20 protein-coding genes and 2 tRNA genes are annotated in these 25,137 nt (G+C 48.0%); 9 read left to right on the forward strand and 13 right to left on the reverse strand.

Translation table 11 applies throughout. The annotated features are described in order from the left end of the window. Positions 1-174 precede the first annotated feature (174 nt). The gene (tesB, locus tag HGP28_RS13240) at positions 175-1,032 is read left to right on the forward strand and encodes an acyl-CoA thioesterase II (RefSeq protein WP_168836954.1); all 858 of its coding nucleotides are present in this window, start codon (positions 175-177) and stop codon (positions 1,030-1,032) included. 70 nt (positions 1,033-1,102) lie between these two features. Here tesB and HGP28_RS13245 read toward each other — a convergent pair whose 3' ends face one another. Continuing rightward, a complete protein-coding gene (locus HGP28_RS13245) occupies positions 1,103-1,567 on the reverse strand; it encodes an Lrp/AsnC family transcriptional regulator (RefSeq protein ID WP_439333862.1) in 465 nt (154 codons plus the stop codon). A gap of 136 nt (positions 1,568-1,703) precedes the next feature. Between HGP28_RS13245 and HGP28_RS13250 the strand changes: the two genes are divergently transcribed. Then, positions 1,704-2,780, forward strand: a complete 1,077-nt coding sequence (locus HGP28_RS13250; protein WP_168836956.1) for a PLP-dependent cysteine synthase family protein — start codon at positions 1,704-1,706, stop codon at positions 2,778-2,780. A gap of 168 nt (positions 2,781-2,948) precedes the next feature. Here HGP28_RS13250 and HGP28_RS13255 read toward each other — a convergent pair whose 3' ends face one another. The 4 genes from HGP28_RS13255 to HGP28_RS13270 form a co-directional block, all read right to left on the reverse strand. Next, entirely contained in the window at positions 2,949-3,269 is a 321-nt protein-coding gene (locus tag HGP28_RS13255; protein WP_168836957.1) for a DUF1244 domain-containing protein, read from the reverse strand. A gap of 257 nt (positions 3,270-3,526) precedes the next feature. Beyond that, the gene (locus HGP28_RS13260; protein WP_168836958.1) at positions 3,527-4,939 is read right to left on the reverse strand and encodes a DUF5666 domain-containing protein; all 1,413 of its coding nucleotides are present in this window, start codon (positions 4,937-4,939) and stop codon (positions 3,527-3,529) included. Positions 4,940-5,265: 326 nt separating this feature from the next. Further along, entirely contained in the window at positions 5,266-8,388 is a 3,123-nt protein-coding gene (vexH, locus tag HGP28_RS13265) for a vibriobactin export RND transporter permease subunit VexH (protein WP_168836959.1), read from the reverse strand. Then, entirely contained in the window at positions 8,388-9,500 is a 1,113-nt protein-coding gene (locus HGP28_RS13270) for an efflux RND transporter periplasmic adaptor subunit (protein WP_168836960.1), read from the reverse strand. The genes vexH and HGP28_RS13270 overlap by 1 nt, the downstream gene beginning before the upstream one ends. Before the next feature lie 399 nt (positions 9,501-9,899). Here HGP28_RS13270 and HGP28_RS13275 point away from each other — a divergent pair. Next, a tRNA-Tyr gene (locus HGP28_RS13275) sits at positions 9,900-9,984 on the forward strand. A gap of 100 nt (positions 9,985-10,084) precedes the next feature. Further along, positions 10,085-10,169 (forward strand) — tRNA-Tyr (locus HGP28_RS13280). 215 nt (positions 10,170-10,384) lie between these two features. Here HGP28_RS13280 and HGP28_RS13285 read toward each other — a convergent pair. Continuing rightward, on the reverse strand, positions 10,385-11,272 hold the full coding sequence (locus HGP28_RS13285) for a Tim44 domain-containing protein (RefSeq protein ID WP_168836961.1): 888 nt from the start codon (positions 11,270-11,272) through the stop codon (positions 10,385-10,387). 244 nt (positions 11,273-11,516) lie between these two features. Between HGP28_RS13285 and HGP28_RS13290 the strand changes: the two genes are divergently transcribed. The 3 genes from HGP28_RS13290 (at position 11,517) to HGP28_RS13300 (ending at position 15,036) form a co-directional block, all read left to right on the forward strand. After that, the gene (locus HGP28_RS13290; protein ID WP_168836962.1) at positions 11,517-12,104 is read left to right on the forward strand and encodes a TetR/AcrR family transcriptional regulator; all 588 of its coding nucleotides are present in this window, start codon (positions 11,517-11,519) and stop codon (positions 12,102-12,104) included. A 31-nt stretch (positions 12,105-12,135) separates the two neighbouring features. Beyond that, positions 12,136-14,010 (forward strand): MFS transporter, encoded by a 1,875-nt coding sequence (locus HGP28_RS13295; protein WP_168836963.1) that lies wholly within the window; start codon positions 12,136-12,138, stop codon positions 14,008-14,010. A 99-nt stretch (positions 14,011-14,109) separates the two neighbouring features. Then, the gene (locus HGP28_RS13300) at positions 14,110-15,036 is read left to right on the forward strand and encodes a YeiH family protein (protein ID WP_168836964.1); all 927 of its coding nucleotides are present in this window, start codon (positions 14,110-14,112) and stop codon (positions 15,034-15,036) included. Here HGP28_RS13300 and HGP28_RS13305 read toward each other — a convergent pair. The 7 genes from HGP28_RS13305 to HGP28_RS13335 form a co-directional block, all read right to left on the reverse strand. Next, the gene (locus HGP28_RS13305) at positions 15,033-15,224 is read right to left on the reverse strand and encodes a hypothetical protein (RefSeq protein WP_168836965.1); all 192 of its coding nucleotides are present in this window, start codon (positions 15,222-15,224) and stop codon (positions 15,033-15,035) included. The two genes, HGP28_RS13300 and HGP28_RS13305, sit on opposite strands and share 4 nt — an antisense overlap. 102 nt (positions 15,225-15,326) lie before the next feature. After that, positions 15,327-16,844 (reverse strand): o-succinylbenzoate--CoA ligase, encoded by a 1,518-nt coding sequence (menE, locus tag HGP28_RS13310; protein WP_168836966.1) that lies wholly within the window; start codon positions 16,842-16,844, stop codon positions 15,327-15,329. After that, the gene (menC, locus tag HGP28_RS13315; protein ID WP_168836967.1) at positions 16,844-17,836 is read right to left on the reverse strand and encodes an o-succinylbenzoate synthase; all 993 of its coding nucleotides are present in this window, start codon (positions 17,834-17,836) and stop codon (positions 16,844-16,846) included. The genes menE and menC overlap by 1 nt, the downstream gene beginning before the upstream one ends. 121 nt (positions 17,837-17,957) lie before the next feature. Next, a complete protein-coding gene (menB, locus tag HGP28_RS13320) occupies positions 17,958-18,824 on the reverse strand; it encodes a 1,4-dihydroxy-2-naphthoyl-CoA synthase (protein WP_168836968.1) in 867 nt (288 codons plus the stop codon). Between the two features lie 38 nt (positions 18,825-18,862). After that, positions 18,863-19,735: a 2-succinyl-6-hydroxy-2,4-cyclohexadiene-1-carboxylate synthase gene (gene menH / locus HGP28_RS13325; protein ID WP_168836969.1), complete on the reverse strand. Its 873-nt coding sequence runs from the start codon at positions 19,733-19,735 to the stop codon at positions 18,863-18,865. Between the two features lie 16 nt (positions 19,736-19,751). Further along, entirely contained in the window at positions 19,752-21,485 is a 1,734-nt protein-coding gene (gene menD / locus HGP28_RS13330) for a 2-succinyl-5-enolpyruvyl-6-hydroxy-3-cyclohexene-1-carboxylic-acid synthase (protein ID WP_168837031.1), read from the reverse strand. Positions 21,486-21,489: 4 nt separating this feature from the next. Further along, positions 21,490-22,836, reverse strand: a complete 1,347-nt coding sequence (locus HGP28_RS13335; protein WP_246225715.1) for an isochorismate synthase — start codon at positions 22,834-22,836, stop codon at positions 21,490-21,492. A 215-nt stretch (positions 22,837-23,051) separates the two neighbouring features. Between HGP28_RS13335 and HGP28_RS13340 the strand changes: the two genes are divergently transcribed. Then, positions 23,052-24,266: a pyridoxal phosphate-dependent aminotransferase gene (locus HGP28_RS13340; RefSeq protein ID WP_168836970.1), complete on the forward strand. Its 1,215-nt coding sequence runs from the start codon at positions 23,052-23,054 to the stop codon at positions 24,264-24,266. A gap of 258 nt (positions 24,267-24,524) precedes the next feature. Next, positions 24,525-25,118: a 5'-deoxynucleotidase gene (gene yfbR / locus HGP28_RS13345; protein WP_168836971.1), complete on the forward strand. Its 594-nt coding sequence runs from the start codon at positions 24,525-24,527 to the stop codon at positions 25,116-25,118. Positions 25,119-25,137: the final 19 nt, after the last annotated feature.

Below are 25,137 nucleotides of genomic sequence, written 5' to 3' on the forward strand. Positions count from 1 at the left end.
ATACCCTTCTAGAAAGACGTCATACTATACCTATAATCGGCTTAACATGACATCGCATGACGCTAACAAGCAAACGGCACACCTGAGGACTTCGTTGATTGTCATTCCGTTAGTGAGCGCGCCAATGCATCTCTGGGTTCAGGTATGACAGCTAGAAACAACAAGGAATACACTATGAGCAAACCTCTTGATCACCTACTCCATCTATTGCAATTAGAACGACTTGAACAAGAACTTTTTCGAGGAGAAAGTGAAAATTTGGGGCTGCCTCAGGTTTATGGCGGGCAAGTGATTGGCCAAGCTTTATCGGCTGCGCGCTATACTGTCGACGATGCGCGCAGCGTACACTCTTTTCACAGCTATTTCTTGCTGCCGGGCGATCCAGAAAAACCGATTATTTACGATGTTGAAACACTTCGTGATGGCCGCAGTTTCAGTACGCGCCGCGTCAAAGCGATTCAAAATGGTCGCCCTATTTTCTATCTTACCGCCTCTTATCATGGTGAAACGCCGGGGTTTGATCATCAAAACACCATGCCAAACATTCCGGGGCCTGAAAATTTTGCCTCTGAAACCGAATTGGCTCAGAGCATTGCGCAATATCTGCCTGAGAAGCTGCGTCACACCTTTTGTAATGAAAGAGCGATTGAGACACGGCCAGTGGTGGTATCAAACCCGTTAAAACCTGAGAAAATCGAACCGAAACAATATTTGTGGATCCGCGCCAACGGTGAAGTACCAAACGATTTATTAATTCACCAGTATTTACTGGCTTATGCATCGGATTGGGGCTTTTTAACCACCGCACTGCAACCGCACGGCGTCTCTTTACTGACACCTAAATTTCAGGTTGCCACCATCGACCACTCCATTTGGTTCCATCGCCCATTCAAAATGGACGAATGGTTGTTGTTTGCGATTGAAAGCCCAACGGCATCAAATTCAAGAGGATTGGTACGCGGCGAGATCTACAATCAGCAAGGGCATCTTGTGGCAAGTGCGGTTCAAGAAGGCGTGATGCGTTTTACCTGAAAAGAACCTGTTGCTTAACGATGCGTGCCATTATGGTTATACCCAAGTGACTTTTAGATACTTGGGTATATCATTCTATCGGAAGTGCGGTGGTGTACTTTAATGGCTCCATGGCAAAGCTTGACGTCACATTGGACAAACCATCAATGCTATTGACCAGCTTCTTATAGAAGGTATCAAAACGCTTCATGTCTTGAACCAAGACTTTCAGCATATAATCGTATTCACCCGCCATACGATAAAACTCCATCACCTCAGGAAATTCAGTGACCGTCGCCACAAACTGGTGATACCAGGCCTGAGAATGATTGCTGGTTTTAATTTGGACAAACGCAGTAAACGATAGCCCCAGTTGTTCGGCATTGAGTAAAGCGACTCGCTTTTCGATAACGCCCGCTTCTTCGAGGCGCTTTAACCGTTTCCAACAAGGCGTTGTGGTTAAGTTCACCAGCTCTGCTAACTCATTGAGAGACAAGGTGCCATCGGCCTGTAATCGCTGCAATAACTGCTTATCAATGGAATCGAGTTGCGACATTTTCATTACCATTCTCCCAGATTGAAAAATAAGAGAAAAAATTTATCCAATTGAGCCAAAATAATGAAAAATTAGCAAAGTTTTTCTCACGCTTCACAGGTAATTTTTGAACATTGCTTTCAAAAGAGATGTCACCATGTGCAAGGATCATAATTGGATTAATACTGCTGTTCGCAAAATCGAAGCGGACTTTCAACGCTCTGCCGATACTCATTTACTCAAGCTTGATTTGCCCGCTCTTGACGGCATTGACATCTACCTTAAAGACGAAAGTACGCACCCAACGGGCTCGCTTAAACATCGTTTAGCGCGTTCACTGTTTCTTTACGCGATTTGTAATGGCTGGATTGGACCTGAAACCACGGTCATTGAAGCGTCATCCGGCAGCACTGCGGTATCTGAAGCCTACTTTGCTCGTTTACTTGGCCTGCCGTTTATTGCAGTAATGCCTAAAAATACCGCGAAGAAAAAAATCGAACAGATCGAATTTTATGGCGGTCGTGCTCACCTTGTTGACCACTCTGCGCAAATCTACGATGAATCGCGTCGTCTTGCGCAAGAGCTCAACGGTCACTATATGGATCAATTTACTTACGCCGAGCGTGCAACCGATTGGCGTGGCAACAACAGCATCGCTAACGCGATCTTTTCGCAAATGAAGCTCGAGCCACATCCAGAGCCACAATGGATTGTGATGAGTCCGGGCACCGGAGGCACCTCTGCAACCATTGGCCGCTATATTCGTTATCAGAAATTCAATACCAAATTGTGCGTCGCCGATCCTGAGAACTCGGTCTTTTTTGACGCCTATCATACCAATGATCCGCATCTGACCTGTCAGCAAGGCAGCAAGATTGAAGGGATTGGACGTCCCCGTGTTGAGCCCAGTTTTATTGCTGGCGTCGTCGATGAAATGCGCAAGATCCCTGATGCGGCATCTGTAGCAACAGCCCATTGGCTTTCGGAACTTTTAGGACGCAAAGTCGGCGCCTCAACAGGAACGAATTTTTACGCCGTATTGCAACTGGCGTGTGAAATGAAAAGCCGTGGCGAAACGGGTTCGATTGTGACGTTACTGTGCGACAGTGGCGAGCGCTACCTTGATAGCTATTTTGATCCCAACTGGGTTGCTGAGAATATTGGCTCACTCACACCTTATCTCAATCAGTTGAAAGAGATTGAACAGCACGGGTGCTCGGCGCCTATTTGTTAACTGATGTTTATTTGTTAACTGACCGTCTATTGGCGAACTGATCGCCTGTTCGTTAACTCAGCGCCTGTTTGTTAACTTGAGATCTATCGGTTAACCCGCCTTTATTTTGAGCTAATCCCCTTGGCGTTTTTATACTAACGCCAAGGGAGCTGCAAAGTTAAAGAGATACTAAGATTTGGCGTGCTTAGCTTGGTACGCCGCCATTTGCTCTGGCGTTGCTTCGAGCTGGTGCTCTGCTTTCCACGTATCGTAGCTCATTCCATATACGCGCTCACGCGCATCATCTAAGTCGAGATCCAACCCCAGCTCAACTGCCTCTGCCGCATACCATTTGCTAAAGCAGTTACGACAAAACCCTGCGAGGATCATAAGATCAATGTTTTGCACATCTTTATTGTTATCCAAATGGGTTAACAATCGGCGAAAAGTCGCGGCGTCGAGTTTGTCTTGTTCTGCTTGAGATAGCTCTTGATACTTAAAGTTCGCCATGATGGTCTCCTTACGCTTTTATCACCACTGATTGAATTAGCCCGTATGACTCTTTGGTAACGAGATGTCACGGACATATCCAATTACTATATACCCTTTCCACTTGAAGGTGCACCTTGTCATATTTTCAGGCCCAAAACGTAAAAAACTCGCTCGGTTTAATAACACAATGTCATCAAACTCAAGCGAGCTTTAAAGTTCAACACAACGTCAGCTGAGTAGCCGCAGTGCTAAGTTGAATGTTTTAAGATAGTTATTTAGTCATCGAGGCGGCACATGGACAATGTCCCTGCAACTTCACCGTTGCCCGGAACATATTGACATTCCACATCAACGTACTGGCCAATAAATTGTTCTAGCGATGCATCTGTGGCGCTGTAACCCCATAGGGATGCGTCATCTGCAACAACACCTTGCAAACTGAGGTCGTTCTCTGGCAAAAATTCATGTTCGACTTCCCATACTTGATGGGTTGAAGCCGCTACATCATCACGCTTCATTGAACCAGATAGCGAGACCCATTTATTTCCAACCCACTGAGCGGGCGATAGGTCTTCCCATTGAGTAGATTGCGTAGTAACAAACTCAACTCCGTTTAGCGTGACAATGTGAGTCGTGGCATCAAAACTTGCCCAACCTTCCAGCTCAAATTCATTTTTAAGCGCGTCAGGGATCGATGGCGAGGTTGAACCGTCGACACAACCGCCTGATTCACACTCAACACTGGACGCTTGCATCACGCCGTTTTGCCATACGCCTTCCACTTCAATGAGCATATTCGCTTTGATTTGTGCTTGATTATTCACAATAGGAAAGTCTTCAAACTCAACACCTGATGCTGGAATCGCGATAGTGCGAGTACCGTTAAGCAGTACTTTAGTCGCGCGACCTGTGGTTTCATCAAGGCTAACGTGCGTGACAAGCCCTTCAAATTCTAAGCGGTCGTCATCATTGTAATCGTCCGCTTTATCCTCAAGCTCAATTTCAGTTGCGTGAATCACGTTATCGACCAACGTACCTTCCACATCGATCCATTGGCCATTTTCAAGCTGGTGTGGCATTTCCAACGCATCTTTGTAATTCACACTCATCGCGCCAAGCTTGAACGTTTTGGCAGTGCTATCCAATTCGCTAATCACGCCCGTCAATTCGATTGAGCGTGTATGTTCTGCATCATCGTCAATCTCAATATAGGTCGCTTGAATGGTATCTTGGTCCAGAGTAAAGCCACTCACTTCAACAACTTTACCGATTAGCGCGTTGCTAATGGTTAAACCAGCTTCGAGCTTAGCACCTTGCGCCAACACTGTTTTGCCTGCGATAACCAGTTGCTGCTTAGTAACATCAACCGAAGTGACTCCTGCAACTAACAGTTCATCATAGATGACGTTTTGTACCGTTTTATCGCCATCGGTTTCTAGCGTCAGTACCATGCCAAGCTGCAGATTATCTAATGTCACAACGCTACGACTGGTGGCTAAGTAGCTCAAGTCAACATTGTAACGTCCAACGGTTGCGGCGCCACTAATACGGTCAAGCGCCGACAATTGCCCTTCAATCACATGGGGGAGAGTGGAAGATGGCGTGGTAGTCGTGCCACCGTTATCAGAATTTGAACCACCGCAAGCCGCAAGAAGTGCGGATGAAATAAGTAAAGCGATTTTCTTCATTTTTTGCTCATTCGTTGTAAGACTGACTTCGCGAAAAATCATAACAAATGTTTCAAAATGTAATACTTAAAATTACCTTACATTTTTGTAAAGTTTTCCGATGTTTTTCCTATTTTATCAAACACCTTTAGTGACAGGTTTACAAACATCGCACCATGTCGGCTTGCTGTTTTTGCACAAGCAGCTATACCCTTTCCACTTGAAGCTGCCGGAAAATAATAAAGCCCACGGAGTCGCCAGATTGAATATATTCCAGCGTACTCAGTGGGCTTTAAGGCTCATCTATTGTGATTACTGATGAGCGATTAGGTTTTTGCAATCAAACGTTAGTCGATTTCACCGTGGGTAACACGCGCTTTATTATCCAAACTTAAGGCTTTGTTAAGTTCTGCTTCTACGTGACCTGGCGCTTGAGTACGGCCTGAAATCAAGCGATACATTGCAGGAATGACGTATAAAGTCACCAATGTCGCAAATGCCATACCGAAGAAAATGACCGTCCCGACGGCCACGCGACTCTCGTAACCCGCGCCAGTTGAAACAATCAGCGGAATCGCCCCTGCCAAAGTAGTAAATGCGGTCATTAAGATCGGGCGCAAGCGGCGCGCAGATGCATCCACAATGGCTTTTTCAAACTCATAGCCACGGTCGCGCAACTGGTTCGCAAACTCGACAATCAAAATGCCGTTTTTGGTTACCATACCAATTAGCATGATCATGCCAAGCTGGCTATATAGGTTCAAACTTTGGCTCATAATCAACATGCCAAGAAAGCCGCCAAATATCCCCATTGGCACGGTAAACATCACCACCAGCGGGTTGATAAAACTCTCAAACTGCGCGGCAAGCACCAAATACGCAACAAGCAATGCCAAGCCAAAGACCATGATGATGCTTGATTGGTTCTCTTTAAAATCTTTGGACTCGCCAGAATAACTCACTGACACATCACTAGGCAGAATCTCAAGTGCTTGCGCGTCCAAAAAGTCCAGCGCTTCCCCTAAGGTGTAGCCTTCAGACAAATTGGCTTTAATGGTTATCGATTTCTGCTTGTTGTAGTGCGACAAACGAATCGCCGAAGCCACTTCTTCAATATGAGTGACGGTGTCTAGCGTCACCAATTCGCCAGTGCCAGTTCGCAAGTAGATTTGGCTCAAGTCTGCTGCGTTGTTGAAACTGCGCTCATCACCACGAAGGTATACGTCGTACTCTTCGCCACGCTCGACATAGGTGGTTTCACGTTTGCCACCCAGCATGATTTCTAAGGTGTCCGAAATCTCTTTGATGCTGATCCCAAGTTCAGCCGCGCGCTTTTTGTCTACCGTAACCACAAGCTCTGGCGTACGCTCAGAATAGTCCACTTCCGCGCCTTCCATAATGGGTGAATCTTCAGCGCGTTTCTTTAACTCTTCGGCGTATTGATTGAGCTCAGCGTAATCAGAGCCACCTAGCACAAACTGAACTGGTTCACTCGAGCCGCCACGCATACCCGGCATGAACGGGAAAATTCGTACGTCTGGGATCCCGACCAAAGCTTTGCGCACTTCACCTAACGCTTCTTGCGCGGTCACTGAACGCTCGGTCCAATCATCGAGGATCATGATAACAAAGCCAGTTTGGTCGCCAGCCATACCGCCAAACGCCGGTGACTGCATACTAAAGGATTTTAAAAATCCTTGGCCTAACAAAGGCATTAAGCGGTCTTCCACCAAATCCATGTTGGCTGACATTCGGTTATAGCTAGTTGCATCAGCGCCGCGAACAAAGGCAAAAATCACACCGCGATCTTCTTGTGGCGTTAATTGCGCTGGCACAAGCTGCATCACGCCATAACTTCCTCCCAAGCAGCCAATAATGACCAAAGGTGCTAACCAGCGCAGTTTCATCGCATACGCCAAACTGCTGCGGTAGCCCGACTCCAACTTACCAAAGAGATGGTCGATAAAGTCGTTAAAGCGGCTTTTTTTCACATTGGCTTTGAGAATTTTACTGCCAAGCATTGGGGTTAGTGTCAGTGCAATCAAAGACGAGAATATCACCGACATAGCAAGCAATACCGAGAACTCGGTAAACATCAAACCCACCATACCGTCCATAAAGGAGATCGGCAGGAAGACCATCACCAGCACTAGCGTGGTAGCAATAACCGCAAAGCCAACTTCTCGCGCCCCTTTATAGGCAGCAAGTAACGGCGATTCACCCCGTTCAATATGGTGGAAAATATTCTCAACCACAACGATCGCGTCATCAACCACCAGACCGATTGACAGAATCAGTGCCATCAGCGTGATAAGGTTGATAGAAAAGCCAAAGTAATAGGCGGCAATGAATGAAGAAATCAATGACACCGGAACGGTAATGGCTGGGATCAAGGTCGCACGCGCTTGACCGATAAAAATGTAGAGCACCAAAATTACGAGCGCACCTGTGATATAAAGCGTGCTGTAAACTTCTTCAATTGAACGGTCGATAAACACGGTTGCGTCGTAATCGATTTCAAGGCGCGTGCCTTCAGGCAAGAACTGCTGCGCTTTGTCAACCTCTTGACGTACCGCTTGTGCCACTTCCAATGGGTTCGCATCCGATTGCGGCACAATACCCAAGCTCACGTTAACAACGCCATCGCTCTTAAACGTAGAGTTCTCGTTTTCTGCGCCAACGTAAACGTTCGCGACATCTTTTAAATAGACTGGGCTGTTGTCTGCCCCGCGCTTAACCACCAGATATTGAAAATCTTCAACGGTGGCATAGCTACGAGCGGTTCGCACCGACATGACGGTTTGGTCGTTGCGTACCTGACCGCCAGGCGCTTCAAGGTTCTCGCGATTGAGCGCCGCGGTGATGTCTGATGCGGTCACGCCGCGACCGGCCATCAGCACAGGATCAAGTTGGACATACATCACTTTATACAGCGCGCCCGACAGGTCGACTGAGCTCACACCTGTGATCAAACTGAAACGGTCGAGCAGAACGCGCTCGGTATAATCCGTTAGTTGAGTGCGGTCCATTTCCGACGAACTTAAGTTAATGTATACCGACGCTTCGCCGCTACCATTATTCTTAAACACTATCGGGTCATCAGACTCTTCAGGCAACGCACGCTGCGCGCGAGCAACCGCATCTCGAACATCACTCACACCGGTATTGAGATCATAGCCAAGCTCAAAAGTGATCTTAATGTTGGAAAAACCATTACGAGTGGTCGATGAGATTTCATCAATGCCACTGATCCCCGAAAGCTGCTCTTCCAATATTGACGTGATTTGGCTTTCAATAATGGTCGCTGACGCGCCTTCATAGCGCGTGCTAATCGAGACCACTGGGTTTTCAATATCAGGCATCTCACGTACGGCAAGCTTTGAAAACGACACCAAGCCAAAAACGCAAAGTAGCATGCTCAAAACCAGCGCAGCGACTGGTCTTTTTACCGAAACATCAGAGAGTAGCATTAGTTACTTTCCTTCTTACTGGCTTTTTTCTCGCCGGTTTCACCCGCAGCGCCTTGCACTGTCGCAAGACTCATCGGGCTGACCTCAACGCCATCACGCATGTTAACAATACCCTGAACCACAATAGTTTCACCGATTGTCAAACCTTCGGTGATCACGACTTGGTTTTCCACGCGAGCGCCAAGGACCACTTCGGTGCGATGCGCTTTGTTCTCTTTGTCTACCACGTAAACAAATCGTTTGGTGCCCGAGTACTCTAATGCTTGTACTGGAATGATGGGGGCTTCAATCGGCGCAAAAGCCAAGTGCGCATCAAGTAACATACCTGGTTTTAATTTACCCTCATCATTTGCAAATTCGATTCGTACTCGCAGATTCAATGTTTCTGGATTAATTCGAGTGTCAATTGCGGTGACTTCACCAACGAAATGCTCATCACCCCATGCACTTGCAATGGCCTTCACCGACATGCCGACGTTGAGCTGCGACAAATAACGCTCTGGTACAGACAAGTCCAATTGCATCAGCGATAAGTCATCTAAAGAGACGAGTTCTGCGCCCGTGCTTACCAACTGACCACGACTAAAGTCGACAAAGCCGACCGTACCAGAAAAAGGGGCTTTAATATGGTGATCAGCTAAGTTAGCCACTGCGGCGTCATAGCGCGCTTTGGCGATCTCAACACTGTTTTTCTGTGCATCAACTTCTGTTTGCGCAATGGCACTGCGCTTCACTAAGCGCTCAAATTCAGCCAATTTACGTTTTTCATCCGCTAAATAGGCTTGTGCTTCGGCAACACTGGCTTTGGTTTTCGCGTCATCCAAGGTAATGAGTAATTGGCCTTCTTTAACGGCCTCACTGGCAGCAACATGTATCGACGCAACCACGCCTGAAACTTCTGATGCCACAGTAACCGACTGCGCCGACTCTAATTTGCCGATAAGATCGAGAGATTGATTAATTTGGTGGATCTGAACAGTTTCAGTCACCACACTGACCGCCTTCGACGCGCTGTTCGACCCTTTTCCATTACCAGGTCCAGCAAAAACACCAAATGCTGCGCTGCTGACAGCAACTGCAACTAAAGAAGAAAGAAAGACTTTGTTTTTCATAGGGGCACGAGTACTTCTAAGCTGAAATCAACTTGCGTTAGTGTATCAGTTGATACGAATCAAAACGTCAAGGAGTGTAAATTTACCAAAAAACTTGTGGGTATTATCTTGCGGCACATCATCACCACGCCAAGTAAGACGCTCCGCACCAGATTAAGATGCAACTTTAGCGAAATGGTTCAACATGATTTAACTTGAGCAAAATCAGTCAGCACGGCGACTTTTCAAGCAAAATGGTGACTTTTCGCCTGCTTTGTCCAAAAAGAGAGCACTTAACATCAAAACATAATAAAAAGGGTTTACAGCCCAAACGGTTTTGCTATGATTCGCTCCGAACTTGAGCGATGGGTCGGGAAACACCGCTTAAGCATGGTGCTTTGCAACATGAACATACCCTTAGGAGGGGTTCCCGAGTGGCCAAAGGGAGCAGACTGTAAATCTGCCGGCTCCGCCTTCGATGGTTCGAATCCGTCCCCCTCCACCATCTTCTATATTAACGGTGATGAATACGCCTTTAATATAAACACTTGAGCATTGGGTTGGGAAACCACTGTCTTAAGGATGCGTTAGCATCAAAACACCCTGGAGGGGTTCCCGAGTGGCCAAAGGGAGCAGACTGTAAATCTGCCGGCTCCGCCTTCGATGGTTCGAATCCGTCCCCCTCCACCATATTAAAAAGCCAGCTGTAACGCTGGTTTTTTTGCGTCTTCGCTTTTTCAATTTAGCGTGTTTGCCTGCCGTTATAATTCGCCCTAGGTCGATAAACATGTCAGCCACACGCAACGTCAGAGATCAAGGTTCAGGGTTCAGGGTATTGACGCAAAAAAAATCCCGCATAACGCGGGATTTCGAGTACAAACGGTATTTAAGTTAATGGTTCAAGATTAACCTTGAATACCCACAATCAACCACGGTGCATTGGCAACGGTCAGATCGCGCTCTAGATGCCAAATGTCGGTAATCGCTTCTTCCACGCCTTCCACAGCATCACGGTAACGCCCAGTAAACTGCAGACTCAATTGTGCGTGGGATGCATCGTGATCCGCTCGAACAATTTCGGCATCAACATACATCACATCAGTATGCTGTTCACCTTCAAGTTTCGCACGCTCAGCTTTAAGATCGTCAAACAAGCTTGGTGATACATACTCTTGAATGGTTTCAAGTTGGTTGTGATTCCATGCGCCTTGCAAAATTCGGTAGTGTTCACGAGCGCCATTAATAAAGGCCGCTTGGTCAAAACCAGGAGGGAAGTTATACGGTACGTCACTTTTTGCGCCAAAACCCGCAGCGCTTGAGCCGCTTGCCGCTTGGCCAAAGCCTGGTTGTTGATTCTGTTCGAAATTGTGTCGTTCAAACTTTGCTGAATTGCCACCAAACGCCGGTTGCTGGCGCTGCTGATTGAGACTGCCTTGCTTAGAACCGAGCAAGCCTCTTACTAGTTTGAAGATAACAAAGGCAATCAACCCAAGGATAAGGATATCCATGAAATTAACACCATCAAAAGCGCCACCAAAGAACGCCGCGAGCAAACCACCTGCGAGTAACCCGCCAAGTAGACCACCCATCAAACCTTTTTTAGCTGAGCTGGCAGGTTTTGCCCCCTGCTCTTTCCCGATGGTGTTGGTATTTTGCTGTTGTTGTTTTGGCGCAGGCGCCGTTTTGTAACTCTTACCAAACGACTTGCCACCGCCGAACCGTTTGGCTTCGGCAATGGGCGTTACCATTACAGACACCATAATCAGTGCGACTAAAGAAAATAAACGTTTCATGTTTTACCTTACAGACTCATTCTAGAATGCTGTTTAAATCATACAAGCTAAGCGGCGATATTCAAACCCCACATCACGTGCTACTTGTATCAGAATATTGCGTCACTTCATGGACATCACACCAAGCGACGTAAAGACGCACGATTTAGTACCTGTTCACGCAGACTTGTTGACCAAATGCACAGCACGACGATAGAATATTGAACAATGTTCAAAAATAAATCACGAATGAACGGTTCTACCCATGGCACGCCGTAACGATCATACTCGAGAAGAGTTAACCGCTCTCACGTTAGCAACCGTTAATGACTTTTTAGATCATCACTCTTACCACGAATTAAGCTTACGTAAAATTGCCGCGATGGTGGGATATGTGCCCAGCACGTTGGTCAATGTCTTTGGCAATTACAATCTGCTGCTTTTACATGTGGTCGCGAAAACCCTCGATTCACTATCTGCGCAAGTACAAGCCCAAATTTGCCATGCCTCATCGCCACGCGAGGCGCTATTACAACTTGCTTACTGTTATCATGATTTTGCTATGGCAAATCGTTATCGTTGGCAGCTGGTTTTTGAACATAATATGAATGGGGAGACGCTGCCAGAATGGCACGCAACGCGGATTGATAGCATGACCCATTTACTGGAAACGTTATTGCGCCAACTTACCCCAGATCAAGACGACAATGCGATTATAGAAGCCAGTCGCGTATTATGGGCCGGCGTACATGGCATCACCTTACTCAGTGTTGACGATAAATTTTTTGCTGAGGTTCCTATTGATGGTAAAGCCCTGATTGATAATTTATTAACTAAATATCTCGCGGCTTAAATCCCCTTATTTCGCAACGAGGAAGGACCCTATGACCGTGCGCTCGAATCGCTCACTGTTGCGACAACAGAAATTTTTGCCCTATTTTGTCACCCAATTTTTTGGTGCGTTTAACGACAATATTTTCAAAAATGTGTTGTTGATTTTCGTCGCTTTTAGTGCCCATGACGCCCTGCCATTTTCGAGTGATCTGTTTATTAATCTCGCCGCGGGCCTTTTTATTCTGCCTTTTTTTCTCTTTTCCGCGACAGCGGGTGTGCTGGCCGACAAGTGTGAAAAATCGGCATTAATTCGCAAGGTGAAACTCGCTGAAATCGCGATAATGATATTGGCGGCGATCGGGTTTGTTACACAACACTACCTTTTGCTGCTTTTATTGCTGTTTTTGATGGGCACTCAATCGGCCTTTTTCGGTCCCGTTAAATACGCGTTATTGCCTCAAGCCCTCAAGCAACAAGAGCTAGTCCCTGGTAATGCGCTGGTTGAGATGGGAACGTTTCTCGCTATTTTACTCGGCACCATCGGCGCTGGCTTTATTGCCTCTGCTCCCAATGCTCATTGGCTTGCGGCCGCAGCCGTCGTGGTATTTGCACTTTTGGGCTACCTCGCAAGTCGCTCGATTCCGCTCGCACCCGCGAGTAACCCTACCCTGAAACTTCGCTGGCAGCCGATTCGACAAACTCGCGCCACATTAGCAATCGCGCGACAAGACCGCATTATTTTTCAGTGCATCATGGCGATAAGCTGGTTCTGGTTTCTTGGCGCTACATACCTTACCCAGTTTCCTAACTTCACTAAACAATTCCTCGGTGGCGGTGAAAGTGCAGTGGCGTTTCTGCTGGCGCTTTTTTCAATCGGTATCGCTGTCGGCTCACTTGCCTGTGATAGGCTTTCCAATCATCGCATCGAAATCGGTATTGTGCCGCTTGGCGCTCTCGGGTTAACGCTGTTTGGCGCACTGGCCGCCACCAGCGTCCCTGACTTCCCCATAGTGGTGAGCTCATTAAGCGATTTTATCGCTCAGCGTGCATTGTGGCCGCTGTTTGGCGCCTTATTGGCCATTGGCATCAGTGGTGGACTGTTTATTGTTCCTTTATACGCACTATTACAACAGCGCGCGCAGCCAAAACAGCGAGCGCAAGTCATCGCTGCGCTGAACATCTATAATGCGCTGTTTATGGTCGCCAGTGCCTTACTCGGCATGGTCATGTTGGTGTTATTTGAACGCTCAATTGTTGAACTGTTTTTACTGATCGCCATCTTGAATCTTATTGTGGCAGGTTACATTTTTTTGCAAGTGCCTATTTTCGCGGTGCGATTTTTGGTTTGGGTGCTGACTCATACGTTTTATCGTGTAAAGCATAAAAATTTGCACCATTTACCAGAACACGGCGGCGCCTTACTGGTCTGTAACCATGTCAGTTATATGGATGCTCTGCTGCTCAGTGCCGTTTGCCCACGATTAATTCGTTTCGTCATGGAAGAAGAGTACGCCAATTTACCACCTCTGAAACGCTTTTTACGCCGCGCCGGCGTGATCCCGATTGATGCGAACAACAAAACATCACTAAGACGCGCCTTCATCGAGATCGAAAAAGCACTTCGTGAGGGGCACTTGGTCTGTATTTTCCCAGAGGGCAAGCTCACTACAGATGGCGAGATTGGTCCCTTCTTACGCGGCATGGATTTGATCCTGCGCCGCAGCCCAGTGCCAGTGATCCCACTGGCAATTAAAGGTCTTTGGGGCAGCTTTTTCAGCCATTGCCACGGGCGAGCCTGCCACCAGTTACCAAGACGCTTTTATTCTCAAATAGAAATTGAAGCCGCGCCACCTATTGCCGCCGATGATGCCACGAGTGCTCACTTAAAAGACCAAGTCGCTCAGTTAAGAGGAAGTTGGCGCTGAAAAATGGAAAGTGAGATTGACCTATTTTTATGCAATAGCGCTTCTCCCGCATAAAAAGAGCGAGTACACTGCTCGCTCTTTTTTGTTCATTTTAAACTTATGACGCCCTTGATTCGTAATGCGCTGTTTGCTGGCGCTTTTGTTCTTTGCTTGACCCCATGGATCACCTCCCCCATGGCGTTAATTTTAGGCTTTACCCTTGCAACATTTAATGCTCTACCAATACAAATTAAGCCCGCTGCGATCACTAAAAAGCTGCTGGCCTATTCGATTATTGGCCTTGGCTTTGGTATTTCTCTCGATGAAGCAATTGCTGTTACCCAGCAAGGCATTGGACTTATTCTTGCCACCATTATTGGCACGCTAGCGCTGGGCTATCTTATCGGCCGCTTGCTTAAACTCGAAAAAAAGACAGCTCACCTAATTGCTTCTGGCACCGCCATTTGTGGTGGTAGCGCGATTGCCGCTGTTGCTCCGGCAATTAAGGCCGATGACGAGCAAATTGCCCTTGCGCTGGCTACCGTTTTTGTTCTGAACTCGATCGCACTGTTTTTATTTCCGGCACTGGGTCACGCTTTCGAGCTTGATCAACACACTTTTGGAACGTGGGCGGCCATTGCCATTCATGACACCTCATCTGTAGTGGGAGCGGCGTCCGCTTATGGTGAAGAAGCCCTTACCACAGCGACAACGCTAAAATTAGCACGCGCATTATGGATTGTGCCAATTGCACTTTTCAGTGCCATGTTATTTAAATCGCACTCACAAAAAGTGGCGATTCCGTATTTCATTGGCTTTTACTGTTTAGCGGTTGTGTTTGCGGATTTGGTGCCTCAAGGGCAAGCGGTGTATGAGATTATTTTTGCCATTGCGAAACAGGCGCTGGTCGTCTGTTTATTTTTGATTGGCTGCAGTCTTTCAATTGCAAAACTCAAGGCAGCTGGCACACAGCCAATGTTGCTTGGTGTATCGCTTTGGATCGCCATTTCCGTCAGCTCACTCACCTGGCTGTTAGCGACGCGCTAATCACCTAACGATTGCGCCGCTGCTGCCCAATTAGGATTAATGTGGCAAAAGCGGCCAACAAACTCAGTGATTGTATCAATCCCTGAGTGACGACCCCCAGCACCATTAATAACACTAAAATCGTATTTAGTAGCGATTGTGGTGTGCGCGATACTCTTTTCATCCATCGATGCATTAGGCTCTCCCATATTCCATAATTAAGAGAATATGGGGGTAATTATGACCTTGCGTAATAAAGAGCGAAATTCGCTTTTGCTCTATGACATAACCATTATTGACTGCAATCAGTATTATGCTGGTTGAAAATTAGTGTGGGTGGCAACCCATTCTTTTAGCGCGGCACGAGAGATTTTAACCGTATTAGCATCTTGCGATTGAGGCAGCGGGTAATAGTGTTCTGGGTGCTTAAAACGCACTAAACGCGGGGCCAGCCAGTGGGTAAGCGCCACCGAATCATATTGATTTGATGCCAATAAGGGCCCTCCTTCAATCAACGCCAAAGGCCTGGCACCATAGTCAGCATCGACAATGGGCACAATGAAAGCTTGAGTGATCGTAGGATGTTGCAATAACGCCGCTTCGATCTCTTCACAGTGAATATTTTCACCGCCAGAGATAAATTGATTATCAGCTCGACCTATAATTGTCAGCTCGTGATTGCAAATCGTACCGAGATCGCGTGAGTCGAACCAACCCGCGGCATTCGTCAAGGGTTTCAAGGTGCCTTGGTGATAGTAACCACTTGCTAGCGTTTCACCGCCAATCCAAATATGGCCATCGATGAGTTGTATCGCGCGTTTGGGTAATACCGACCCAACACTGCTATTTTGCTGGTCCCCTGAATGGTTTAAACACTTTGCCACCACGGTCGACGCGGCTTCTGTCATACCATAGCCAACCCAAGTTTCAATACCCAAAGCGGCCGCTTGAGTTGCAAGTTCAAGCGGAATATGACTGCCGCCAAGCAAAACGTGAGTCAGTGCTAACGGTACGCCGCTGGCTAACAGTCGCTGCAATTGAACGGGCACCAAAGAAGCGTGCGTCACTCCGGCCAAATCGTCAAACAGTAAAGCCTCAACCAATTTTAGCGTTGCGCCAGCCACAAGCCAGCGATGCACTATCGCTAAACCTGACACGTGGTACAGGGGTAAACTGAGCAGCCAAGTATCCTCTTGGCCGAATTTCAATTGCTCTAACAATCCCTGCGCAGACGCCATATGTTGCTCTAAAGTGTGCGCAACGGCCTTTGGCGCTCCTGTCGAGCCCGAGGTGAAAATTAAACTCGCGAGACGGCCAGCATCAACATCAACATCAACACGCAATGAAACATCGGGCTCGGCAACGCCTCGTACAAATGCGTTTTGCTGCTCCCAATCACTCGCTAGCGGAAGGTGGCAAACCGCGGCAAAATCGCCTCTAGGTTCGAAATTCGAATCAGCGATAAATACCGTCTCGTGCGATGAATAGAGCGTGGTGAGTTTTTGCGCGATAAGCTCAGCAGGCGCTGGCATAACAAAAGCGGTCGTCATGCCTAATTCCAGCGCGGCCAGATAATAGAGCACGCTTGCTACGGTGTTTTTTCCGACAATGGTAAGAACATCGCCCTCACGGACACCACTGCGCACCAGTAACGCTCGATAACGTGCAATGTCTTGGTTCAGCTCACGCCAATTCAGCGTAAGCGAACCACAGCGCAGCGCCGTCGCATTCGGGGCGCTGCGTGCCCATTCTTGCCATAGCCATAACTTTGGTATTTGCGCGTTATGATTGCTCTCGGCGCACTCTACAACTCTATTTAAGCGGGTCATTATACGGTTTGGTGCCACACTCGCGTTTGGTCATGCAGCGGTGTGATATCAAGTAAACAATCAGGCCAAGGCTGGTCAAGCTGAGCTTTAAAGAGCGATACCGTATCGAGTCCAGGAACTTGCTCAGGCGTAAGCCAATATGCCATGCGCGCTAATAAATTCAGCCCAAGACTGGATTCCAAGCTTGAACTTATCACCGCTTTAATGCCGAGCGTTGCCGCTTTTTCTACCAGCATTCGGCAGCGTTCGGTTGAGCCTATCAAGGTCGGTTTAATGACGATAACTTTTGCGCCCGTGAGATCGGATAAATCAAAATGGCTGTGGTGCAGCGCATCTTGCAACGTTTCATCCCAAGCGATGGCAATGCCTGTATCGATAGCAAACGCCAAGCTGTCTCCAGGATGATGACAAGGCTCTTCTAAGTAAGCGATTCGACCACGTCGTGACGGCGGAATTTTTCGCGCAAATTGCTCAGCTTTATCCGGTGTCCAAGCGCGATTAGCGTCAAGGCGCAAAGACAAATCGGGAATGCTCTCCAAAAAGAGATTCACCATCATGGCATCACGAATAGGCTCATAAAGTCCGACTTTAATCTTGGCGACTTTATCTCCTGACAACTCGCTCAGCTGCGCCAAAAGTTCATCCGGATCACCATTGCACAAAGGCGCAACTTGGTAATTTCCCTCGATGGGCAAACGCCCACTTAACTCATCTAACGCAATTGAGAGACCAAAAGCGACCGAGGGATATAAAGTGTCAAAATCAATGGGTTCGTCTTTTAACCAATGCTCAAGTTGCGTTTGAAGCTGCGCGCCCGCTTGTTCAAGGCTCTCGTGGCTAAATCCCGGTAACGGCGCCACCTCTCCACGCGCAAGAATATCGTCATGCTTTAGTTCAAGAATAAAACCACTACGTACCGACAAACGCTCTTGGCGTAAAATGACGCCACTGTCCATAGGAAGATCGTAACGGTAAAGAGTTGCTGATTTCATAATCTGACCTTGATTGAAAATCGTGCCTTTGCCAATAGTCGGTAATACTCGAGCACGTTGACGTTGCACTTAGCGGCTACATCAAATAGACCGAGTATTACGTCAGTGACGTTCACTAACGTTAAGGATTACGAGGAAACTTATTAAAGTCTGGGCGACGTTTTTCGTTAAAGGCATTACGCCCTTCCTGACCTTCATCAGTCATATAGAACATCATAGTGGCATTGCCCGCGAGCTCTTGCAAACCAGCTTGACCATCACAGTCAGCATTGAGCGCCGCTTTTAGACAACGCAGTGCCATTGGGCTGTGTTGAAGCACCTCTCGACACCAACGAACTGTCTCACGCTCAAGATCCGCAAGCGGCACGACGGTATTGACCAGCCCCATATCAAGCGCTTCTTGCGCATCATAAAAACGACACAAGAACCAAATTTCACGCGCTTTTTTCTGGCCCACGATTCTTGCCATGTAAGACGCGCCCCAACCGCCATCAAAAGAGCCCACTTTAGGCCCAGTTTGACCAAATTGCGCATTCTCTGCCGCAATGGTTAAGTCACACATCATGTGCAGCACATGACCACCACCCACAGCCCACCCCGCAACAGAGGCAATCACAGGTTTGGGGCAAGTGCGAATGTCGCGTTGAAAATCAAGTACGTTGAGATGATGAACACCAGAATCATCACGGTAGCCACCGTAATCACCACGAATTTTTTGATCGCCGCCGGAGCAAAATGCGTCTTCACCCAATCCCGTCAGAATAATCACACCCACATGTGAGTCATAGCGCGCGTCTGCCAACGCTTGGATCATTTCTTTTACCGTTTGAGGGCGAAAGGCATTACGAACCTGTGGCCGTGCAATGGTAATTTTGGCGATACCATCTGCTGATTTATGATAGTGAATATCCTCATAGCCTTCGCTGCAATCGGTCCAATTTACCGGCGCATAGAGTTCTTCTTCGCTAATTCCTACGGTTTTCGCCATGGTTGTTCCCACTTAATTTAGCTTTGATAATTTTGCCATCAAACCCCAACCTCACTTGACGCTGCCACGCGAGCGACAAATTGTGTAATGTGCTGATGCACAATTTGGCTAAACGCCTTTGGCTGAGCTTGATGAACGTTATGCCCAGCGTGGTCCACCACACTGGACGAAATGCAATAATTGTTAGCCACCGATTGATTACGCTGCACTAATGCGGTGAATTTAACGTCACTCGCACCTGAAATGCAGGCTATCGGTATGCGTGTTTGCTGCAGTAACCCGATTAAATTGGGCTGAGTTGCCAGCGATGTCGCCAAAAGCATTTGTGCGACCGTACTGCCAAGATTAGCACTTCGCTGGGCAATCACAGTTTGTCTTTGCGCATGATTTAACGAAGAAAACACCGGCTGTTGATACCAATCGGCGAGAACCTGAGCAATTGGCTCTTGCTGAAAACGCCTTGCCCAACCTTGATCATGTCGCCAACGCGCGCAGCGCAGCTCGGCATTGGCCAAACCTGTGTGCGCTCCCTCAACGATAGCGCCTATGATTGGCAATGACGTTGAAAGCGCACACGCTTGTTGTGATGCAAGCCCGTTAAGCACAATTCGCGCGCCCAATGAGTAACCTATTAGCACGACGCCATTGACCTGTTGTCGCTGAGCTAACGGCTGGTAGACGGACTCAATCGTTTGATAAAGTCTCATCGCCGCATCTTGTAGGCTGCTACACGATTGCATAACACTCTTACCATGACCGGGCAAATCGACTAATAACGTGGGATAGGAAGGCAAGGCCTCATGCACCGATTGCCAGTCATTGCCACATCCAAGTAAACCATGAACCAATACCAACAATGGTGGCCTTGATGCCCGGTTCTGCTCTGTGTTAACAAGTTGATAGCTTAACATTTCATCGCTCTAGGATTCACGCGCTGCCGATACAGGCCGCCATAACGGCTTTAACCTGCTGCGACGCTTGCTCAGGTGGTGTTTGTACTTCCACTAGCAGTGCGCCATGACCGCCATTGAGATGGCGCGCGACGCAGGCTTGGAATTCCACTAACGAGTCGGGTTTCGCATAGCTGAGTCGAAACTGCGCTGCCGCGTGAGCAAAATCATAGCCATGAGGCATTTGATACCAATCTTGTTTTTGCGCTGCAGGCACAGGCAGAAAATCAAAAATGGCACCACCGTCATTGTTGCTAACCACTAACACTACCGGCGTGATTTGCTGGCTCAATAAGGCTAGAGAATTAAGATCGTACAACGCAGATGTGTCCCCCAAATAAATTAGCAGCGGGCGCTGACGCCCACGAGCAACCCCAGCGGCGGTCGCAATGAGACCATCAATGCCAGAGGCGCCTCGGTTACTAAACACTTCACAGTTATCAATGCTGGCAAACATATCGGCTAAACGCACAATCAAACTATTGCCCAGCATCAGATCGCACTCTTGGGTTCGCTGAGCCATGTCCAGTGCCAAAGCCACTTCCGTCAGATCATCGGTTTCAGCGTCACCATTAAGAGTCGCCACGGCCTGTGTCACTAGTGATGAATACGGTTTTAGTGCCTCTCCCCAGCCAAAATGGGCTGGCACAATCTCATTGTCACCGATGTTGAGCAGCGCCTGCTCAACAAATTGATTCGCACTCATGGGCCAGTGGCGCTGGGATAAGTGACTCGGGTTAATGCGCTGCGCTCGAGCGTGCACCAGCCAGTAGTCACCTTGCTGCGACAAATGCCGCTCAAGCCACTGCAATAAACGTTTTGACACCAAACGCGCGCCAAATTGCAATACAAGATCGCACGAGTGCAATATCGCTTGAGCTGAGGGCTGAGAGAGCCAAATATCATAGTGCGCCCACGCAGAGGTAATGCCCGATTGTGGATCGGCCAGCAGCGGCCAGCCCAACGTGTGAGCCAACTGTTTCGCCGCCATCGCTTGAGTCAGCGAGACACTGCCCACCACAATAACGCCTCGACGCTGGCTTAACTGCTCAATATCAGCCTCATCCAAACCAACTTGAGCACTGCGTTCGCGCCGCGTCCAAGGGGCTTGTCCTTCTTGCCAACGGTCAATCGACGTTAAGTAATGGTGATAAAACGCTTTGTCACCCTGAGAATAAAGCGGCTCAGGAAAAGGACAGTTGATCTGTACCGGTCCGCCCTGCTTGGCTTGTGTATCAATAAGCTCATCCACCGCACTTAACAACCAAGGTAACGGCGTTGCTATTGATGGGCTGGGTAAGTTGAGGCTCGGGCACTGCTGAGAGGCAAAAAGTCCGAGTTGATTGATCGCCTGATTCGCTCCACAACCAACCAACTCTGCTGGTCGATCCGCGGTCAAAAAAATGAGACGTTCACCCGTTAATGAGGCTTCTGCGGCAGCAGGTAATAAGTTGGCAACGGCGGTGCCGGATGTCACTATCACCACAACCGGGCACGCGGTTGCTTTCGCCAACCCCAAGGCAAGAAAACCAAGTCCACGCTCATCAAAATGTTTATGCAGCGTGAACCCTTTATGGGCTATCGCCTCGAGGGTGAGCGGTGTCGAACGAGAGCCAGGCGCAATACAAACATCGTTGACGCCAAGACGAGCTAGCTCCTCAAGAATGATCTCGCTCCACAATCGGTTTAATACCGCTTGGTCATGCGTCACTGACTCATGGCTCATCATGAACTCCTTGTCTTAGCTCCGCCGCAGGAAAATCCGTGGGCACATCGCCTAAAAGCGTCAGCAGTGTCGCGACTTTCTTTTCCAATTCTAACCATTCAAGATCAGCTTGAGATCCCGGAACGATACCCGCACCGGCATACAGTCGAACTTGATTGTTTTCGACCTCAGCACTGCGAATTGCCACACAAAATTCGGCTTTATCAGCACTGATATAACCGATAGAGCCTGCGTACCAACCGCGACAGAATGGTTCATGGTGCAAAATGTAGTTCATCGCTTTGGGGCGAGGCAAACCGCAAACGGCAGCCGTAGGTTGAAGCGCCCCCAACAAATGAGTGCCATTGGCGTCGGGTTTCAATTGAGCCGTAATATCACGTTTGAGATGTTGAACTTGTCGCAACTGAACCAGCTGCGTTGCTGAGTCCACATGAATACATTCGACCAGAGGGTGAAGGCTGGCAAGAATATCATCCACCACATATTGATTTTCGTTGATGTTTTTTTCATCTTGACTCAGCCACTGACCTAACGCCGCATCATCGTAAGCACTCTGCCCTCGCCCAATGGTGCCGGCCAACGCTTCGGTTTTTAACCCCGCGCGCTCGCGAATATAAAGACGCTCAGGTGTTGAACCGACAAACGCGTATTGCGGATCAAAACGCAACATAAAATGAAAGCTATTGTGGTTGGCATTCACACTCGCTTTGACCAATTGCGCCGCCAAAAGTGGCGAGTCTAATGTCACCGTGGATTGTCGAGCGAGTACCACCTTCTTAAAGTTTTCTTGCTCAATTTCAATCAGCGCATCATTGACCAATTGGTGCCACTGAGCTTGGCTGGGTGTATGTTCTAAATGACGAATTTGCAATTTGATGGCTAGCAATGATTTTGGTGCCCAATTCAACTGTTGCAATGCAGTGATTTGAGCTTGTCGATCAGGGCTCAAGTTGACGACACAATGCCACTGAGCACTCTCTTTGGCGCCAGTTCGCATCAGTTCAATCAGGGGTAAAAAAAAGAACGCGGCCTCGTGCTGCGGATTCTTATCCGTGCCACCATCAAACGAGCGGCCGCCCCAGACCCGCTGGCCCGCAGAAAGCACCTCATAGGCAGGAGTCAATTCAGAAAACATACGAAGTTGACCAAGCGCGGCCACTTCTTCGCTGCCATCACGCGATTGCCAATAACATTGTGGATAGACCTCTTGAGCCGCTAACCAATCAATCAGCTCAAATGGTGGGCAAGACAGCGGCATAACAACCTGCGTTTGCAAGCTATCGGCGCGTTGAACACGTGTGATCAGGTCGTTGACGACGTGTGCAAAATTTAACAAAGTAACCTCGAAGCCCTTGGGACCTATGATTATTGAGCGTACTCTATGTATAGACCCTTGCCAAATCAAGGCTATATCACAGTTTTTGTAGAGCTTGTGACATCATGGGCTGATAAGACGAGATTTGTTTACGACAATATCTAGTTTTTTATTCTATTAATTAACGAAGTGATGTAACTTAATCATGTAATTAGCGCTTTTTTAGGACTTTTGAAATGCAAAATATCGAGATGTCGTCAAAACTCGACAATGTATGCTATGACATACGCGGACCTGTACTCAAACATGCTAAGCGTATGGAAGAAGAGGGACAGAAAATTCTAAAACTAAACATTGGCAACCCTGCCCCGTTTGGTTTTGACGCCCCTGACGAAATTTTGGTCGACGTCATTCGTAATTTGCCAACCTCGCAAGGCTATGCGGATTCAAAAGGTCTTTATTCTGCGCGTAAAGCGGTTGTTCAGCATTATCAACGTAAAGGCATACGCTCTCTTGATGTTGAAGATGTTTACATCGGTAACGGTGCTTCTGAACTCATCGTGATGGCAATGCAAGCGCTACTCAACAACGGCGATGAAATGTTGGTGCCAGCGCCAGATTATCCGCTTTGGACCGCTGCGGTATCGCTTTCTGGCGGCAATGCGGTGCACTACCTGTGTGACGAAGAGTCGGATTGGTACCCTGACTTAAATGATATCAAGAGTAAAATCACGCCGAACACTCGTGGTATCGTTCTGATTAACCCAAATAACCCAACGGGTGCGGTCTACAGTCGCGACTTTTTATTGGAAGTGATTGAGATTGCGCGCCAACATAACCTCATCATCTTCGCAGACGAAATTTACGATAAAATTCTTTACGATGGTGCCACCCATACTTCGGTAGCCACTTTGACCGATGACGTATTGGTTGTGACGTTCAATGGGCTTTCCAAAGCCTACCGCATTTGCGGGTTCCGTGTGGGCTGGATGTTTTTGACCGGTCCGCGCCATCTTGCTCAAGGTTATGTCAGTGGGCTTGATATGCTCGCCTCAATGCGCTTGTGCGCGAATGTCCCCATGCAGCACGCCGTACAAACCGCACTTGGTGGTTATCAAAGTATCAATGAGCTTATTCTACCGGGTGGCCGTTTGCTTGAGCAGCGTGACCGCGCATGGGAACTAATCAACCAAGTGCCTGGCGTCTCTTGCGTCAAGCCCAAGGGCGCTCTGTACCTTTTCCCCAAAATTGACACTAAGAAATATCATATTGTTGACGACCAAAAGATGGTATTTGACTTTTTGGTTCAAGAGAAAGTGCTATTGGTTCAAGGTACAGGCTTTAACTGGCCCAAACCGGACCATTTCCGAATTGTCACGCTGCCACACGTTGACGATCTCGAAACGGCCATCGGACGTTTTGAACGTTTCTTGGCGACGTATCGCCAATAATCGTAGAGGGTCAAACGTTCGTAACCCTGCGTATACCCAAACCATTTGAAGAGACAGATAGGCGGTAAACGAGCAAAGCCTCTGAGCACTTCATCAACATAGAGAAACGATGTGATGAGGTTTGTGAGCGCCAGCCCTTAATTTTTTTAGAGAAAAGCGCTGCCACTTCAAATAGCAAAGGTATATATTTGCAAAAGCACTCTATTAATAACCAAGATATAGGAAAATAGAGTGCTTTTTCCGTTTTTGGAGCCCGCGATGACAGACCAAACCCCCAGCCACTTTTTTGCTCACCTCGCGCGAATGAAGCTGATTCAGCGCTGGCCTTTAATGCGCTCCGTCAGTGCCGAGAACGTCTCTGAACATAGCTTACAAGTGGCCTTTGTTGCCCATGCATTGGCGATGATTAAGAACCGTTTCTTTAACGGGACACTCAATCCAGAGCGCGTCGCATTACTCGCCATGTATCATGATAGCAGTGAGGTTCTCACCGGCGACTTGCCAACACCTATCAAATACTTTAACCCTGACATCGCCAAAGAATACAAAAAAATCGAAGCCGCCGCCGAGGAGAAATTACTCTCAATGTTGCCGCCAGAGTTGCAACAAGACTTCGCCCCCTTTGTCGTTTCACAGCATGCCTGTGTGCAAAGCGCTGCTGTCGTCAAACAGGCGGACGCTCTGTGTGCGTATCTTAAATGTGTTGAAGAGCTCAGCGCAGGAAACCACGAGTATGCTCGGGCAAAAAAACGCCTAGAAATCACATTACAAGAGCGGCGCAGTGAAGAAATGGATTATTTCCTGCGTATTTTTGCGCCAAGCTTTGAGCTATCATTGGACGAAATAAGCTAATCAATCAAATGGAGTTGAG

The sequence above is a fragment of the Vibrio agarilyticus genome (assembly GCF_012641465.1).
Lineage (GTDB): Bacteria > Pseudomonadota > Gammaproteobacteria > Enterobacterales > Vibrionaceae > Vibrio > Vibrio agarilyticus.

What these genes read in the sequence shown, in the direction of transcription:
- HGP28_RS13295 (WP_168836963.1), top strand. Translation starts at nt 12,136, where the DNA reads ATGACCGTGCGCTCGAATCGCTCACTGTTGCGACAACAGAAATTTTTG.
- vexH (WP_168836959.1), bottom strand. Translation starts at nt 8,388, where the DNA reads ATGCTACTCTCTGATGTTTCGGTAAAAAGACCAGTCGCTGCGCTGGTT.
- HGP28_RS13270 (WP_168836960.1), bottom strand. Translation starts at nt 9,500, where the DNA reads ATGAAAAACAAAGTCTTTCTTTCTTCTTTAGTTGCAGTTGCTGTCAGC.
- yfbR (WP_168836971.1), top strand. Translation starts at nt 24,525, where the DNA reads ATGACAGACCAAACCCCCAGCCACTTTTTTGCTCACCTCGCGCGAATG.
- HGP28_RS13250 (WP_168836956.1), top strand. Translation starts at nt 1,704, where the DNA reads ATGTGCAAGGATCATAATTGGATTAATACTGCTGTTCGCAAAATCGAA.
- menC (WP_168836967.1), bottom strand. Translation starts at nt 17,836, where the DNA reads ATGAAATCAGCAACTCTTTACCGTTACGATCTTCCTATGGACAGTGGC.
- HGP28_RS13285 (WP_168836961.1), bottom strand. Translation starts at nt 11,272, where the DNA reads ATGAAACGTTTATTTTCTTTAGTCGCACTGATTATGGTGTCTGTAATG.
- menH (WP_168836969.1), bottom strand. Translation starts at nt 19,735, where the DNA reads ATGTTAAGCTATCAACTTGTTAACACAGAGCAGAACCGGGCATCAAGG.
- HGP28_RS13290 (WP_168836962.1), top strand. Translation starts at nt 11,517, where the DNA reads ATGGCACGCCGTAACGATCATACTCGAGAAGAGTTAACCGCTCTCACG.
- HGP28_RS13300 (WP_168836964.1), top strand. Translation starts at nt 14,110, where the DNA reads ATGACGCCCTTGATTCGTAATGCGCTGTTTGCTGGCGCTTTTGTTCTT.
- HGP28_RS13305 (WP_168836965.1), bottom strand. Translation starts at nt 15,224, where the DNA reads ATGGGAGAGCCTAATGCATCGATGGATGAAAAGAGTATCGCGCACACC.
- HGP28_RS13340 (WP_168836970.1), top strand. Translation starts at nt 23,052, where the DNA reads ATGCAAAATATCGAGATGTCGTCAAAACTCGACAATGTATGCTATGAC.
- tesB (WP_168836954.1), top strand. Translation starts at nt 175, where the DNA reads ATGAGCAAACCTCTTGATCACCTACTCCATCTATTGCAATTAGAACGA.
- HGP28_RS13245 (WP_439333862.1), bottom strand. Translation starts at nt 1,567, where the DNA reads ATGTCGCAACTCGATTCCATTGATAAGCAGTTATTGCAGCGATTACAG.
- menE (WP_168836966.1), bottom strand. Translation starts at nt 16,844, where the DNA reads ATGACCCGCTTAAATAGAGTTGTAGAGTGCGCCGAGAGCAATCATAAC.
- menB (WP_168836968.1), bottom strand. Translation starts at nt 18,824, where the DNA reads ATGGCGAAAACCGTAGGAATTAGCGAAGAAGAACTCTATGCGCCGGTA.
- HGP28_RS13255 (WP_168836957.1), bottom strand. Translation starts at nt 3,269, where the DNA reads ATGGCGAACTTTAAGTATCAAGAGCTATCTCAAGCAGAACAAGACAAA.
- HGP28_RS13260 (WP_168836958.1), bottom strand. Translation starts at nt 4,939, where the DNA reads ATGAAGAAAATCGCTTTACTTATTTCATCCGCACTTCTTGCGGCTTGC.